Below are 13,691 nucleotides of genomic sequence, written 5' to 3'. Positions count from 1 at the left end.
GTCTGTAAGGCTTACTCGCGTGTATAATGATTGTAAGCAACTATTAAGGGGTTTTCCAAATGAAAAGGTATCTATCACACGAGGAAATTATCGAAAAATCAAACCGAATAAATGAATCATATGAACTAGACCCGCAAGTCTTTGCCGATATTGTTGATGATCTGCTTGATAGTGATGCTGATACGGAAGAAGTGATTTTAAATGGATTTCAGAAGCTTTTAACAGAGGTGAATCATGAAATTGGACGTATGGAGAAGCACGCTGGCATGGAGGCCAGCTGCTTTAAAGGGTGTGCATTCTGTTGTTACTTTCCAATCATAGTAAGTAAAATGGAAGCAAAAATGCTGTTTCGTTCTATAGAATCCTTCTCGCATGAACGAAAGCAGTATATTTACGATCAATGGGAATACTATTATTCAACTCAGGCGGATAAACTAGAACAGGCGATGAAATTAGATCATACAGATGAAGAGATTAAGTTTGACTATAAGAAGCTGAATTTACCATGTCCTATGCTTGATCCAAAAACGCAGGCGTGCATGGCTTATGAGGTCAGACCGATTCCCTGCCGGACGTATTTAAATTACGCTGACCCGAATGTATGTGCAGAGAATCATTTGCCGAAAGAACCATTCAGCTATGAATTTTTGTATAATGATTATTTTGCCTCATTAAATGAAATCATCCAGGCCTTATACGAAAATGGTGAAGAATTATTCGTGGAATACCCATCTGATGCGTGGAGGTATGATTTTCTGCCCGCATGGATTCAAAAGTGGAGGGAGGGGACGATCGATGAAATATAAGCTGTTGTCATTAAATGTTGGAAAGCCTGAAGTTTATGAAACAGATAAAGGAGAATTGGAGAGCGCCTACCGCAAGAAGCCTGTGGAGGGAGCTGTCTTTTTAAGTAAGTTAAACTTTATTGGGGACGAGCAGGCGGATAAAGAAAACCATGGAGGGGAAAACCAGGCGGTCTGCCTCTATCCAGCTCAGCATTATCGTTTCTTTGAAAAAGAATACGATCGTACATTTTCCTATCCTTCTTTTGGGGAGAATATAACTGTAGAGGGGATAGACGAGCGGACGACAAATATTGGTGACGTCTTCACCCTCGGGGAAGCAGAACTGCAGGTGACCAAACCCCGAAAACCTTGCTATATCATTGCAAGAACACACGGGATCGATGATTTCCCTAAAAGAGTACTGCAAACCGGATTTACTGGCTTCTATTTTAAAGTAGTGAAAGAGGGAATTGTCCAGGCGGGAGATAACTTGATTTTGAAAACTCCACACCCAAATGGTGTAACCGTCTCGGATGTGAATGATGTGAAGTATGATCATCCTCATGATCAAGAAAGAATAAAACGCATCCTTGAGGTCGAAGCGTTTCCTGAAGAAGATCGAAAGTCGCTGGAGAGACGCTTACCTTAATAAAGGAGATGAAGTAAATGGATTATGGTCATTTGATAGAGGAAAAGATCAAGCAATCCATTAAACAAGGGGACTTTGATGACCTTCCGGGCAAGGGGCATCCTCTTCCAAAAGATGAACTGGCCTATGTTCCGGATGATATGCGTAACAGCTATCGAATCTTAAAAAACGCTAATATGCTGCCAGAGGAAATGCAGCTTAAGAAAGAAATTGTTCAGCTTGAGGAAATATTACAAAAGAACGGGGAACATTCTAAAGAGCAGAAACAGCAGTTGACTGAGAAAAGGATTAGGTTTAATGTGCTGATGGAGAAAAGGAAGATGCAGAGCAGTAAGGCATTTCAGCAGTACAGTGGAAAAATGAACCGTAAATTAGGATGGTGAATTCCTTAAGTGAGGTGAGGATATGTGTGGAAGATATACATTAACAGCTCATGAAAATGAGATAATGCAGCAGTTTCAATTAGATATGCCTATCCCGGATATACAGCCGCGATATAATATAGCGCCTGGCCAGAAAGTCTTAGCCATCATCCACGATGGAAGAGAAAGACGAGCAGGTTATATGTACTGGGGTCTTGTCCCTTCCTGGGCAAAAGATCCTAAAATAGGCTATAAAATGATCAACGCCCGAAGTGAAACGGCTCATGAAAAGCCCAGCTTTAAAAAGCTAATGTCCTCGAAGCGGTGCTTGATTGCAGCAGATAGTTTTTATGAATGGAGAAAAGAGGACCAGGACAAAATTCCTTTTCGTATAAAACCAAAAAATCGTCAGCTGTTTGCCTTTGCGGGCCTTTGGGATCAATGGAAATCAGAAAAGGAAGAACGGTTTACATGTACAATATTAACCAAAGCAGCCAATGAATTTATGGAGGATATCCATCATCGGATGCCGGTTATATTACCAGAAGATCAGCAGAGTGAATGGATAAAGCCTGTAAAGTGGCAGCCGGGTGAGGCTGCGCAATTTATTGATCAGATAGACATGGATCCTCTTGAATCAGACCAGGTGAGCACGTACGTAAATTCAGCTAAAAATGAAGGAGCACAGTGTATTCAACCTATTAAGTGATAGGGAAGTTGTTAGTTGTTAAGACGCTTTTAATCAAAAGAGGCTTTTGGAACCATAGGAGCATGAAATCTTGTGGGACAGGACATCCTAGATCCCACTTGGTTTAGTGATAATTTATCGAAAAGGTTTTAGGAAACAGCGAGATTCCTAAGGGGGAGATGAATCAGGTGTGAACACGGAGGGCTTGATAAGCCTGAGGAGGCACCCCGTTCGCCCTTAGAAAGCGAGTGGTTTCCTAAAATCTTTTCCTCTTGTCTATGCAAGGAAAGTTGACACTTTCGAGTAAACAAGGGTTTCTCAACAAACTGAAAAATCAAGGCTGCAGCAATTCTGCAGCCTTGATTTTTATAAATTTGATCTTATAAACTTATTCAGCATTATATCGAGCACGTTTTTCTTCTTCTTTTTCTTGTTTGGCAACTTTCAAGAACTTGTTAGTTTCAGCAGCTACTACTCCTGATAAGAGAAGCAGCCCGATTAAGTTTGGAAATGCCATTAAGCCGTTCATAACATCAGCGAAAAGCCATACGGTGTCAAGCTGCGCAACGGCACCTACGAGAACGAACAAAACGAAAATCACCTTATATACTGGTAATGCTCTGTCTCCTGTTAAGTAACCAAAACATTTCTCACCGTAGTAAGACCATCCAACAATGGTGGAGAAGGCGAAGAAAATGACACCTAAGGTTACGATATACATCCCCATGTCACCTAAAAAGAATTCAAAAGCGCTTGTAGTAAGGTCTGCGCCGTCTCCTGCATAGTCAGTATCAAAGGCCATAACAATTGTAAGTCCTGTCATTGTACATATTAAAATCGTGTCAATGAATACCTGCGTCATAGATACTAAAGCCTGCCGTCCCGGATAATCCGTACGAGCTGCCGCTGCTGCGATTGGAGCAGAACCTAAACCAGCTTCGTTTGAGAAAACACCCCGGGCTACACCGTAACGGATAACAGTACCGAGGATCCCTCCCCCTACTGCATTGGCAGAGAATGCATCAGAGAAAATTGTCCCAAAAGCCGGCCCTACTAAGTCAAGGTTCATAATAATAATAATAAGTGCGCCAAGTACATAGAAAATGGCCATAATAGGTACGAAAAAAGCAGTTACTCTACCGATACCTTTAATTCCTCCGATGATCACTAGTGCAGCAAAGAGAGTAAGAAGGACCCCTGTGACCCATGGATTAATACTAAACGTAGAATCCATAACATCCGACACAGTATTAGATTGGACCATATTCCCGATGCCAAAAGCAGCGCAGGCCCCAAACAAAGCAAATAAGATACCGAGCCACTTCTGTTTTAGCCCTCGTTCTAAGTAGTACATTGGACCGCCTGACATTCTTCCATTTTTATCGGTTACTCGGTATTTTACAGCTAGTATGGCCTCCGCATATTTAGTAGCCATTCCGAATACGGCAGTAATCCACATCCAGAACACTGCTCCCGGCCCACCGAGCACAACAGCTGTTGCCACACCGGCAATATTCCCCGTACCAATTGTTGCAGCTAAAGCTGTTGTTAAAGCTTGATAATGAGAAATATCCCCTTCTTCATTTTTTTGTTTCTTGCCTGGTTTAAAAGCGAGTTTAAGTGCGTATGGTAATGTCTTAAATTGGAGGAACCCGAGACGGAGAGTTAAATAAACCCCTGTACCTACTAATAATATCAACAGCACAGGTCCCCAGACAAATGCACTGGCAGCCTCTAAAAAATTGTAAATTGCCCCTAATTGTCCCATTTTTCATCCCCCTTATTAGTAATTAAAGCCTGTATATATAAAATATTCCGAAAACTAACAAGAAATGTCAAGCTAATTAATAAATGTTAATGAAAATATTTGGTTTAATGTAAATAGATTTAGGTTAAGCAATATTATAATGCCTTAGGAAGACAGGGAGAGTGCTTCTCTTTTTCGTGATATAATGAACGTGAAATATTTGAGCATGATGGGGGAATATAAGTATGATTAAAGTTTTATTCGTATGTTTAGGAAATATTTGCCGTTCACCCATGGCGGAAGCTGTTTTTAGAAAGCTTGTAGAAGAGGAAGGGCTGGAAAAAGAAATAATAGCCGATTCTGCTGGGATTGGGCACTGGCATATTGGGAAAGGGCCGCATACTGGAACCCGAAGTATATTAGATGAAAATAAGATTTCATATGAAGGAATGACGGCCCGGCAGGTAGAGAATTTAGACTGGGACCGTTTTGACTATATTATTGCAATGGATCAGCAGAACCTTACTGACTTAAATGCTATACGGGAAAAGAACGATGTCGAAGTTCAATTATTTATGGACTTTGTAGATCATGAAAACGAAAAAGATGTACCTGATCCATATTTCACAGGTAACTTTGATTATGTTTATGGGTTAATACAATCAGGGTGTCAAAGCTTATTGGAGCATATTAAACAAACAAAAATAAAGGAGGAATTATAATGGGAGAAACAAAATTGTTAAAAGGAATTGCAGCAGGAGCACTGATTGGCGGGGCAGTTATGCTTTTTGATAAAAATACGCGTCAATATGTAATGAATAAATCTAAAGGGGCAGGTGTGTCCTGCCAAAACTATTTGCAGCAGCCTTCAGAAGCGATTCATGCTGTAAGGTTAAGTTATGAGTCTTTCTCAAAGAAATTAAATAAGGGGATAGATGACATATTAGTGCTTCTAAATAAAGCAGAAGAAGCATTAAATAAGATAGGGGAGATGGACGAGAAGGTGAATAATAAATTAGAATCGGTAGACAATTCTAAAGAAGCCTCATAGTGTCCGCAAAAGGGGGGAAAAGGAGACTTTGATACGTTTTAGTAAAGAGCTGTTTAAACAAATAGGAGAAAATGATGTTCCAGGATCAGCAGCTCAACTGGCATACTTCTTCTTACTGTCTCTTTTTCCATTTATGATTTTCCTTATTACATTGTTGGGTTATCTTAATATTGATGAAGAAAGAGCGCTTCTTATGATCAGCACGTATGCTCCCCCTGACACGTATGAGATGATTTCGGAAAATGTTTCAGACATTTTAAGGGACAGGAACGGAGGCTTACTCTCTATTGGTATACTCGGAACGTTATGGGCCGCTTCTAATGGAGTCAACACCCTCATTAAAGCTTTTAACCGGGCGCACCATGCAGATGAGAAAAGGTCGTTCCTTGTATCGAGACTTATTTCGATCCTATTAACAATTGCGATGATTGTAGTTATTGGGGTAGCTTTTTTGCTCCCGGTGTTAGGAAATGCCATAGGCGTCTACGTCTTTTCTATGTTTGGTTTATCGGAAGATTTTCTTCGGACATGGGATACTCTCAGGTGGGTTATATCTTCAATTATATTTTTTACTGTTCTATCCTTTCTCTACTTTATGGCTCCCGATCAGCCAATGAGAATAAAAGAAATTGCCCTTGGTGCGCTTTTTGCTACAGTAGGCTGGCAGTTAGTCTCCCTGTTTTTCTCCTTTTATGTAGAGAATTTAGGGAATTACTCGGCTACCTATGGAAGCCTTGGTGGTGTAATTGTCTTGATGATTTGGTTTTACTTGTCTGGTATAGTTATACTTATTGGCGGAGAAATAAATGCTCTTATTCATAAGAAACATAAAGGCCGTCATCCTTTTTAAAAGTGACGCTGTTAATCAAATGTTTATTTAAACTGGGTTAAAGCCTATGCTGTGTAGGTGGTCGGAGGTCGGCGTGTTTCCCACAGGAGAACCGTAACAATTTTATAATAAAAGAGGCAGCTGGATTTCCAGCTGCCTCTTTTATTATTGTTCAGGAATTTTTAAATTTCGAGCTGTGATAAATGTCTCGAATAGCGGCATACGAAACTGGCATATTATAAGCAATCCGCCTGGGGTCAGGGGAGGTCACTTTCCTCCAATCATTTCGCTTATGCTTCCGTGTCTACCCGGACGCTCGTGCCTTTATTCTTTTTGACGGCTGAAATTTTGTTGAAAACTAAGCAACTTAACATTTTATGTGTAGTTGGTTACAACTTTATATTAAGTATAATGATTATAATTTAATACAAGTTATTACATTACCGTGACAGGGGTTAAAGTTGATCTCCTATTCTTTAAGAAACTATAAATTTAAATTAAGCATCAAGGTTGATATGAGGGGATGCTGTTGCTATATTGGTTAAGTATGAATTTTAGAAAGGTGGAGCAAATATGAGGAAATGGTTTTTATCAATACTTATTCTCTTGTTGGCTGTTGTACTGATGGCTTGCGGTTCAGATGATAATGAAGAGTCTTCAAATGAGGATGAAGAGACTTCAAGCAATTCAAAATGGGATGAAATCCAGGAAGAAGGAGAGATTGTAGTTGGAACCTCCGGGACACTTTATCCCGCTTCTTATTACCCTGAAGAATCCAATGACGAATTAACAGGGTATGATGTAGAAATTATAAAAGAAATAGCTGACCGGCTTGATTTGGAAGTTTCTTTTGAAGAATATGGTGTGGACGGACTCTTGTCTGCGATTGACAGCGGAAGAGTCGACGTCGTCGCGAATGACATTGAAGTGACTAATGCGCGGGACGAAAACTATGATTTCAGTGAGCCTTATAAGCATTCTTATGCCACTATGATTGTGCGTGAAGATGATTTATCTGGAATTGAATCTTTAGAAGACATTGAAGAAAAAGTTCACGGTGGGGGCGCAACTACAATTTTTGCCCAAATTGCAGAACATTACGGAGCAAAAATTAAGTCCTATGGAAACGTAACAAACGATGTATATTTGCGTGATGTAGAAAATGGGAGAACTGATCTGATTATAAACGACTATTTCCTGCAGTCTCTTGCCCTGGAAGCACTCCCGGAACTGGAAGTAACTCAGCATCCGGATCTTCAATTCCATCCCAGTGAAACTGCGGTTGTCATGGGAGAGGGAGAAGATGATTTAAAAGAGAAACTGGATGAAACCTTAAATGAAATGCGTGAAGATGGCACCCTGACAGAATTGTCAGAGGAGTTTTTCGGTGGAAAAGATGCATCAGAAAAGCCTGAAGAAGAGGTAGAAGAGATTGAAGGACTTGACTTATAAGGGTGTAATTTCATGTTTTCAATGGATATTAATGAAATAAACATAGATAAATTGTTTGTGCCGGAGCGAGCATGGGAGAACCTTCCTTTTGTACTGGAAGGCGTGCCTTATACAGTTTTAGTAGCCATTTTAAGTATGGCAGCAGGCTTGGTTTTAGGTTTTTTCCTTGCTCTTGCACGACGGTCGAATTCTCGTCTGCTGCGCTGGCCTGCCCGCTTGTATATTTCATTTATGCGCGGAACTCCTATTCTAGTTTATTTATTTGTTTTGTACTTCGGTCTTCCTGTTCTCGGTATCACCTTTTCCGGTCCCACTGCAGCAGTGATTGGGTTTGGAACGAACAGTGCTGCTTATATAGCAGAGATCAATCGAGCTTCGCTGGCTAGTGTTGCACAGGGACAATGGGAGTCGGCACGGGCATTAGGATTTTCCTACTGGCAGACGATGAGGCGGATTATCATGCCTCAGGCAACCCGGATTGCAATTCCTCCACTTGCAAATGTGTTTCTTGATTTACTAAAAGCTACATCGCTCGCGGCTATGATTTCAGTTCCAGAAATTTTAAATAAAGCTCAGGTTGTTGCCGGCCGGACGAATGATTCGATGACTCTTTATATTCTGGCAGCTATGATTTACTGGCCGTTAACTATGGTCTTCTCAGCGCTGCAGGATTATTTAGAAAAAAGATACAACCGTTATTTGTAGGTCAATACTGCTGTTGATGAACATCATGTTTAACTCAGCTTCTAAAAAAGCAAGCTCCCATTCTAAGGGAAGCTTGCTTTCTTAGCCTGCAAATTCAAATTCTTCATATACATAAGGTTCCTTAGGAGCATCAATAGTCTTTATTTCTGTTGGTTCTATCATAGGCAGCTCCCAATCATTATGTTCAACCTTTTTCACAGTTCCTGTTACTTCAATCCACGTATCATTTTTATATTGGTCAAAATTTTGTCCATCTCCTTGAACTAATACTCCATAGACCCCGCCATCGGCCACACAGCAGCTGATTCCGAATCTGCCTACTACTAACCGATCGTCCGGAAACCCATCTTCTCTGAATACAAACCCATTCATTTTAATTTCTTTACCTATATACTGATCAACCTCTTCTTCGAGAAGAGAGATTGTGCCGATATAATTATCTTCACTCATCGTAAAACGATCAGCAGAAGAAAGCTCTTCGTAAAGATCAGGGTAACGGTCTTTTGTTGAAAGAATTGCAGGGTCGTCCTGCTCTTCAGATTGGTGGACAGGGTCGGATCCGGTTTCGGTACCGTCTTCTTCACCTTCGCTCACCTCTGAATTGCTGTAATTATCGTCATCTGCGGAAGCGGTGCGAAGCTCATATTTAAAACCTTTATTTGCTGCCTGAGAGCTTCCTAGAACGTGGTCAGAGAATAGCATACCTGTGATGATAGGAACAATAAATAAAGAATAAACAAGTATCGAACGAGTTTTGGATGACGAGTAATCATGATTATGTCCACACTCACAGGCATGGCCTTCTTCTGAGTCACTTTTAAAAAACTGAATTAACCCAAGGACAGCGATGACTGCCAGTGCAAAATACATATAGGGCATCATGCGTGGGGCTATAAACTTTTGTATATCTCCAGAGATCAGCAGTTTAATAATGAAAAGACCAAATCCAAGCAAGATCACACTTCGTAAAAAAGAGTGTGTGTTTCTACTCATGCTGAACCCTCCTATTAATAGAGTAAGTCAAATAATATAGTAATGATATAAGTAACTACAGTAACTATAGCAACGAAAGAAATGACGAATCTTTTTCTAAAGTAAGCTGCCATTAGAATAGTGTTCTTTAAATCTGTCATCGGTCCATAGACCAGGAACCCTAAAATGGAGCTGCTGGAGAATAAACCATTGAAGGAAGATGCTACAAAGGCATCGGCTTCTGAACAGAGTGATAAGAAATAGGCGAGTCCCATCATGACTGCTGGCCCAGTAAAGAAGCCGCTTCCTACACCCACTAATAATTCACGGTCCATGAATGTTTGAATCATACTGGCAAGCAGTGCACCTATAATTAAAAATTTTCCCATATCAAAAAATTCATCACTGGCATGGTAAAAAGTTTCTGCGATTTTATTGCGGTGCTCGTGCTCGTGGGTCTTACGGACCAATCCTTCTGGTTCTTTAAGCTGCCAGCTATTTTTGAACCGGGAGTAAATAATACCTCCTACAATAATCGCTACGATGAAAGCTAATCCCATCCTTGCCCATGCTATTGTCAGGTCAGTCTGAAAAGCGTAAAACGTGGATAAAAATACGATTGGGTTTAAAACAGGTGCTGACACTAGTATGACAATTCCTACATGAAGCGGCATTCCTTTTTGGATCAGCCGTCTCACTATAGGTACAATTGCACATTCACATACAGGGAAAATGGCTCCGATCGTCACGGCTGGGAAGAGAGCCAGTATTGGATTAGAAGGTATGAACCGTTCCAGCGTTTCTTCTTTGACAAAGGATTGAATCAGGGCAGAGACAAATACACCTAACAATACGAAGGGTATGGCTTCGAGCACTATGCTGAGAAAGATCGTATTCATATCAAGTAAAGAAGGAATAACCTCAGTTATCAATTCAGCGGGGAAGAGGTCTCCGTAAATGAACAATAGAAAAAACAAGAATAATAGTATGTAGCCCCATTTATTGTTAAGAGATTTTTCTTGATACAAAGCTTGTCCTCCTTTATTATAAGTAATGAACATTAATCGTAATTATTACTGTTTAAGGTACGCCCCCTATTTTTGCTTGTTTTTATATAAAAGTCAATAGGGTGTTTTACTTCAATATATGTACGTATTATAATTTAATTCGTAATCATTCTTGTTTTGAAAGGGAATTTATATGAAACCAAATAAAATCATAGATATGGAGCAGGTCTCTTTTAAATATGACAAAGAGCTGGTCGTGGAGAAGGTCGACTTAGTGATTGAACGTGGCCAATTCCTGGGTTTGGTGGGACCTAATGGCTCAGGTAAATCTACGTTAATAAAATTAATGCTAGGGCTTATTAAACCTGATAGAGGAACTGTTAAGCTGTTTGATCAGCCGATTAAGCAGTTTAATGAGTGGCAGGAAATTGGATTTGTCTCACAGAAAGCAAACAGTTTTAATTCGGGCTTTCCAGCTTCGGTGATTGAAGTCGTTAAAACCGGCCTCGTTTCCAGGATAGGAGCTTTTAAATTTTTTAACCGAAAGCATAGAGAAAAAGCCCTGGAAGCTCTACGAACTGTAGAAATGGAAGAATACGCAGACACTAATATTGGCGAGTTATCAGGGGGACAGCAGCAGCGTGTATTTATTGCTCGTGCGCTGGTCAGCGACCCTTCTCTGCTGATTTTAGATGAGCCGACAGTTGGAGTAGATGCTAAGCATGTTACAGCTTTTTATGAACTGCTGAGGAAGCTGAATCATGATAAAGGTATATCCTTGTTAATGGTTACTCATGACATTGGGACGATTACGGAACATGCTACTCATGTTGTCTGTATGAATAAGACGGTTCATTTTCATGGAGCTTCTGAGGAGTACAAGGAGTTTGATGATCAGGATTTAAATCGGTTATACGGCCATTCTGTGCAGCAGTTGAACCATAATCACGAGCATGGGGTGAGCCAGTCATGATTGAGAGCTTTTTGCAGTATGAATTCTTACAAAATGCTGCCATAACAGGAATGCTGATAGGGATTGTTGCCCCCCTGCTCGGAGTCTTCATTGTCGTAAGGAGACTTTCCTTAATAGCAGACGCGCTTTCTCACATTACGTTAACGGGCATTGCGGCAAGTCTTTTAATAGAAAAAAGAGTAACAAGCGTTAATGAACTTAATCCTATTTATATGGGGATGGTATTTTCTGTTGGAGGAGCAATTTTAATCGAAAAACTTCGTAAGCTTTATAAGCATTACGAAGAGTTGGCTATACCGATTATTTTGTCAGGCGGTATCGGTGTCGGAGTGATTCTTATTTCCTTAGCAGACGGTTTTAATACAGATTTATTCAGCTATTTGTTCGGAAGTGTAACCGCTGTGAGCAGCTCTAATATGTGGACAGTAGTCTGTATAACTATTGCTGTATTAATTATCGTTATTCTTTTCTATAAGGAGTTGTTCGTTCTTTCCTTTGATGAAGAGCACGCATCTATTGCAGGAGTGAATGGACGCTGGATTCATTTGTTATTTATTGTTATGGTTGCATTGGTTATTGCTTCATCTATGCAGGTCGTTGGTATTCTGCTCGTATCGGCTTTAATGACGCTGCCGGTGGCTGCTGCCTTAAGAATCGCTTCTAGCTTTAAGCAGACGATCGGCCTCTCCATTGCTTTTGGAGAATTCTCGGTTATCTTAGGGCTGATTTCTTCCTATCAGCTAAGTGTACCGCCTGGAGGAACCATTGTAGTGATTGCTATTTTAGTGTTGATCATGGCCATATTGTATAAAAAAGTAAGAAATCATCTTTATGTAAAGGGTGAACCAGTATGAACCTTGAGACTGCGATTCAAAAGTTAAGGGAGAAAGGCTATAAGAAAACGCGTCAACGTGAGCGGATTCTTGAAATATTCGTTAACCAGGACCAATATATTGCGGCCAAGACTATTTTAAAGGAGATTCAGGAGGATTTCCCTAGTGTAAGCTACGATACCATTTATCGTAACTTATATTTGCTGACGGATGAAGAGATCCTGGAGGCTACAGAGTTGAGCGGGGAAAAGCATTTTCGTCTCGGTTGTGATACTCACGGTCATCATCACCATTTTATCTGTACAGACTGCGGGAAAACTAAGCCGATCGATTTCTGCCCAATGGAGAGCATTAATGAGAATTTACAAGGTTATGATATAGAAAACCATAAATTTGAAATTTATGGAAAGTGTCCGGTTTGTCATTAACGATTCGATAAGGTCTATTGGAAGCCCATAGACCTTTTTTTGATGTGTTTTTTAAAAAGTAATGATTACTGTTTACAAAAAGTAATCATTACTATATACTTTTTTATCGAAGAGCAAGGAGGAGAACGGCAATGAAAAAGAAAACGATCGGCTTGATATTATTAATGGTTATACTTATTCTAGGCGCTTGTGGGGATCAAACGTCTGAAGAAGATTCAGGAGATGAAGGGGAACCGCTGAAGATTAATACTACTGTATACCCTCTTCAATATTTCACTGAACGGATTGCAGGAGATGCTGCTGAGGTTGAAACCATTCTACCACCAGGTTCTGATGCTCACTCCTATGAACCATCTACAAAAGAAATGGTAGAAATGGCTGAAGCAGACGCTTTCATCTATAATGGAGCAGGTCTTGAGACTTATGCAGAAAAAATATCTGAATCAATAGATTCTGAAGATGTAGAGATTGTAGAAGCTTCGAATGGGATTGATTTATCTGCTGGATCCCATGATCATGAAGCTGAAGACGACCACGAGGAAGAAGAGCATGCTGGTGAAGAAGATGACCATGCTCATGAGGAAGAAGAACACACTGATGCAGAGGAACATGATGAAGACAGTCATGAAGGAGAGGACGCTCATGATCACGAAGGAGAAGATCCTCACATCTGGCTTGACCCAGTGCGTTCTATTGAAATTGCAGAAAATATTAAAGAGACTTTAGTAGAACTTCAACCTGAATCAGAGGAACAATTCGAAGAGAATTTCAGCGAGTTAGAAGAAGACCTCAACGCACTCGATGATGATTTCCACGAGCAGGTAGAAGAGCAGGAGAAAAAGGAAATTATCGTTTCTCATGCTGCCTATGGTTATTGGGAAGAAGCATACGGTATTGAACAAATTGCTGTATCGGGACTAAGTCCGTCTAATGAGCCTTCTCAGAAAGATTTGGAAGATATTATAGCAGTGGCAGAAGAACATGATATCGATCATGTGTTATTCGAGCAGAACATTACACCGAAAGTATCTGAAGTGGTTCAGGGCGAAATTGGTGCTGACCCGCTGCGCGTACACAATCTCTCTGTGCTCACTGAAGAAGATATTGAAAATGATGAAGATTATTTCACTCTAATGGAGCAAAACTTAGAAGTTCTTAATGAAGCTTTGGAAGAATAAAGAATGAGCTGCGTATCGGTCGAACGATACGC

At 40.4% G+C, this 13,691-nt stretch carries 16 protein-coding genes; 13 read left to right on the top strand and 3 right to left on the bottom strand.

The window, feature by feature from the left end; all coding sequences use genetic code 11:
- Positions 1-59 precede the first annotated feature (59 nt).
- From LF822_RS19255 to LF822_RS19240, 4 genes are read left to right on the top strand one after another with little or no spacing between them, the layout of a single operon-like run.
- Positions 60-806, top strand: coding sequence for a YkgJ family cysteine cluster protein (locus LF822_RS19255; protein ID WP_253925724.1), 747 nt, complete (start codon positions 60-62; stop codon positions 804-806).
- Positions 796-1,434: an MOSC domain-containing protein gene (locus LF822_RS19250; RefSeq protein ID WP_253925723.1), complete on the top strand. Its 639-nt coding sequence runs from the start codon at positions 796-798 to the stop codon at positions 1,432-1,434. The genes LF822_RS19255 and LF822_RS19250 overlap by 11 nt, the downstream gene beginning before the upstream one ends.
- Positions 1,435-1,451: 17 nt before the next feature.
- On the top strand, positions 1,452-1,817 hold the full coding sequence (locus LF822_RS19245; RefSeq protein WP_253925722.1) for a DnaJ family domain-containing protein: 366 nt from the start codon (positions 1,452-1,454) through the stop codon (positions 1,815-1,817).
- A gap of 22 nt (positions 1,818-1,839) precedes the next feature.
- Positions 1,840-2,505, top strand: a complete 666-nt coding sequence (locus LF822_RS19240) for an SOS response-associated peptidase (RefSeq protein ID WP_253925721.1) — start codon at positions 1,840-1,842, stop codon at positions 2,503-2,505.
- 367 nt (positions 2,506-2,872) lie between these two features.
- Here the strand turns inward: LF822_RS19240 and LF822_RS19235 are convergent, their stop codons facing one another.
- Positions 2,873-4,252 carry an alanine/glycine:cation symporter family protein gene (locus tag LF822_RS19235; protein ID WP_253925720.1) on the bottom strand — a complete coding sequence of 460 codons (1,380 nt, stop codon included), beginning with the start codon at positions 4,250-4,252 and terminating at the stop codon, positions 2,873-2,875.
- Positions 4,253-4,476: 224 nt separating this feature from the next.
- Between LF822_RS19235 and LF822_RS19230 the strand changes: the two genes are divergently transcribed.
- The 5 genes from LF822_RS19230 (at position 4,477) to LF822_RS19210 (ending at position 8,268) form a co-directional block, all read left to right on the top strand.
- Positions 4,477-4,953: a low molecular weight protein-tyrosine-phosphatase gene (locus tag LF822_RS19230; protein WP_253925719.1), complete on the top strand. Its 477-nt coding sequence runs from the start codon at positions 4,477-4,479 to the stop codon at positions 4,951-4,953.
- Entirely contained in the window at positions 4,953-5,282 is a 330-nt protein-coding gene (locus LF822_RS19225) for a YtxH domain-containing protein (RefSeq protein WP_253925718.1), read from the top strand. The genes LF822_RS19230 and LF822_RS19225 overlap by 1 nt, the downstream gene beginning before the upstream one ends.
- A gap of 28 nt (positions 5,283-5,310) precedes the next feature.
- Positions 5,311-6,132, top strand: coding sequence for a YihY/virulence factor BrkB family protein (locus LF822_RS19220; RefSeq protein WP_253925717.1), 822 nt, complete (start codon positions 5,311-5,313; stop codon positions 6,130-6,132).
- 552 nt (positions 6,133-6,684) lie between these two features.
- Positions 6,685-7,563, top strand: a complete 879-nt coding sequence (locus LF822_RS19215; RefSeq protein WP_253925716.1) for a transporter substrate-binding domain-containing protein — start codon at positions 6,685-6,687, stop codon at positions 7,561-7,563.
- Positions 7,564-7,575: 12 nt separating this feature from the next.
- Positions 7,576-8,268: an amino acid ABC transporter permease gene (locus tag LF822_RS19210; protein WP_253925715.1), complete on the top strand. Its 693-nt coding sequence runs from the start codon at positions 7,576-7,578 to the stop codon at positions 8,266-8,268.
- 81 nt (positions 8,269-8,349) lie between these two features.
- On the opposite strand, the gene LF822_RS19205 is transcribed toward LF822_RS19210, so the two are convergent.
- Together LF822_RS19205 and LF822_RS19200 are read right to left on the bottom strand one after the other, a co-directional pair.
- Entirely contained in the window at positions 8,350-9,261 is a 912-nt protein-coding gene (locus tag LF822_RS19205) for a TIGR03943 family putative permease subunit (RefSeq protein ID WP_253925714.1), read from the bottom strand.
- A gap of 14 nt (positions 9,262-9,275) precedes the next feature.
- The gene (locus LF822_RS19200; RefSeq protein ID WP_253925713.1) at positions 9,276-10,268 is read right to left on the bottom strand and encodes a permease; all 993 of its coding nucleotides are present in this window, start codon (positions 10,266-10,268) and stop codon (positions 9,276-9,278) included.
- 172 nt (positions 10,269-10,440) lie between these two features.
- Here LF822_RS19200 and LF822_RS19195 point away from each other — a divergent pair, with 172 nt between their 5' ends.
- The 4 genes from LF822_RS19195 to LF822_RS19180 all read left to right on the top strand — a co-directional run bounded on the left by LF822_RS19195 (position 10,441) and on the right by LF822_RS19180 (position 13,659).
- A complete protein-coding gene (locus LF822_RS19195; protein ID WP_253925712.1) occupies positions 10,441-11,220 on the top strand; it encodes a metal ABC transporter ATP-binding protein in 780 nt (259 codons plus the stop codon).
- The gene (locus LF822_RS19190) at positions 11,217-12,074 is read left to right on the top strand and encodes a metal ABC transporter permease (protein ID WP_253925711.1); all 858 of its coding nucleotides are present in this window, start codon (positions 11,217-11,219) and stop codon (positions 12,072-12,074) included. The genes LF822_RS19195 and LF822_RS19190 overlap by 4 nt, the downstream gene beginning before the upstream one ends.
- On the top strand, positions 12,071-12,481 hold the full coding sequence (locus tag LF822_RS19185; RefSeq protein ID WP_253925710.1) for a Fur family transcriptional regulator: 411 nt from the start codon (positions 12,071-12,073) through the stop codon (positions 12,479-12,481). The genes LF822_RS19190 and LF822_RS19185 overlap by 4 nt, the downstream gene beginning before the upstream one ends.
- Positions 12,482-12,612: 131 nt before the next feature.
- Positions 12,613-13,659: a metal ABC transporter solute-binding protein, Zn/Mn family gene (locus LF822_RS19180; RefSeq protein WP_253925709.1), complete on the top strand. Its 1,047-nt coding sequence runs from the start codon at positions 12,613-12,615 to the stop codon at positions 13,657-13,659.
- The last annotated feature ends 32 nt before the right edge of the window (positions 13,660-13,691 follow it).

The sequence above is a fragment of the Halobacillus sp. A5 genome (genome assembly GCF_024189315.1).
Lineage (GTDB): Bacteria > Bacillota > Bacilli > Bacillales > Halobacillaceae > Halobacillus_A.
This window is presented reverse-complemented; position numbering and strand designations above follow the sequence as displayed.

Bases quoted from the DNA above. Each gene is read 5' to 3' on its own strand.
- LF822_RS19190 (WP_253925711.1), top strand. From the start codon at position 11,217: ATGATTGAGAGCTTTTTGCAGTATGAATTCTTACAAAATGCTGCCATA.
- LF822_RS19210 (WP_253925715.1), top strand. From the start codon at position 7,576: ATGTTTTCAATGGATATTAATGAAATAAACATAGATAAATTGTTTGTG.
- LF822_RS19230 (WP_253925719.1), top strand. From the start codon at position 4,477: ATGATTAAAGTTTTATTCGTATGTTTAGGAAATATTTGCCGTTCACCC.
- LF822_RS19180 (WP_253925709.1), top strand. From the start codon at position 12,613: ATGAAAAAGAAAACGATCGGCTTGATATTATTAATGGTTATACTTATT.
- LF822_RS19240 (WP_253925721.1), top strand. From the start codon at position 1,840: ATGTGTGGAAGATATACATTAACAGCTCATGAAAATGAGATAATGCAG.
- LF822_RS19250 (WP_253925723.1), top strand. From the start codon at position 796: ATGAAATATAAGCTGTTGTCATTAAATGTTGGAAAGCCTGAAGTTTAT.
- LF822_RS19245 (WP_253925722.1), top strand. From the start codon at position 1,452: ATGGATTATGGTCATTTGATAGAGGAAAAGATCAAGCAATCCATTAAA.
- LF822_RS19205 (WP_253925714.1), bottom strand. From the start codon at position 9,261: ATGAGTAGAAACACACACTCTTTTTTACGAAGTGTGATCTTGCTTGGA.
- LF822_RS19195 (WP_253925712.1), top strand. From the start codon at position 10,441: ATGAAACCAAATAAAATCATAGATATGGAGCAGGTCTCTTTTAAATAT.
- LF822_RS19185 (WP_253925710.1), top strand. From the start codon at position 12,071: ATGAACCTTGAGACTGCGATTCAAAAGTTAAGGGAGAAAGGCTATAAG.
- LF822_RS19225 (WP_253925718.1), top strand. From the start codon at position 4,953: ATGGGAGAAACAAAATTGTTAAAAGGAATTGCAGCAGGAGCACTGATT.
- LF822_RS19215 (WP_253925716.1), top strand. From the start codon at position 6,685: ATGAGGAAATGGTTTTTATCAATACTTATTCTCTTGTTGGCTGTTGTA.
- LF822_RS19255 (WP_253925724.1), top strand. From the start codon at position 60: ATGAAAAGGTATCTATCACACGAGGAAATTATCGAAAAATCAAACCGA.
- LF822_RS19235 (WP_253925720.1), bottom strand. From the start codon at position 4,252: ATGGGACAATTAGGGGCAATTTACAATTTTTTAGAGGCTGCCAGTGCA.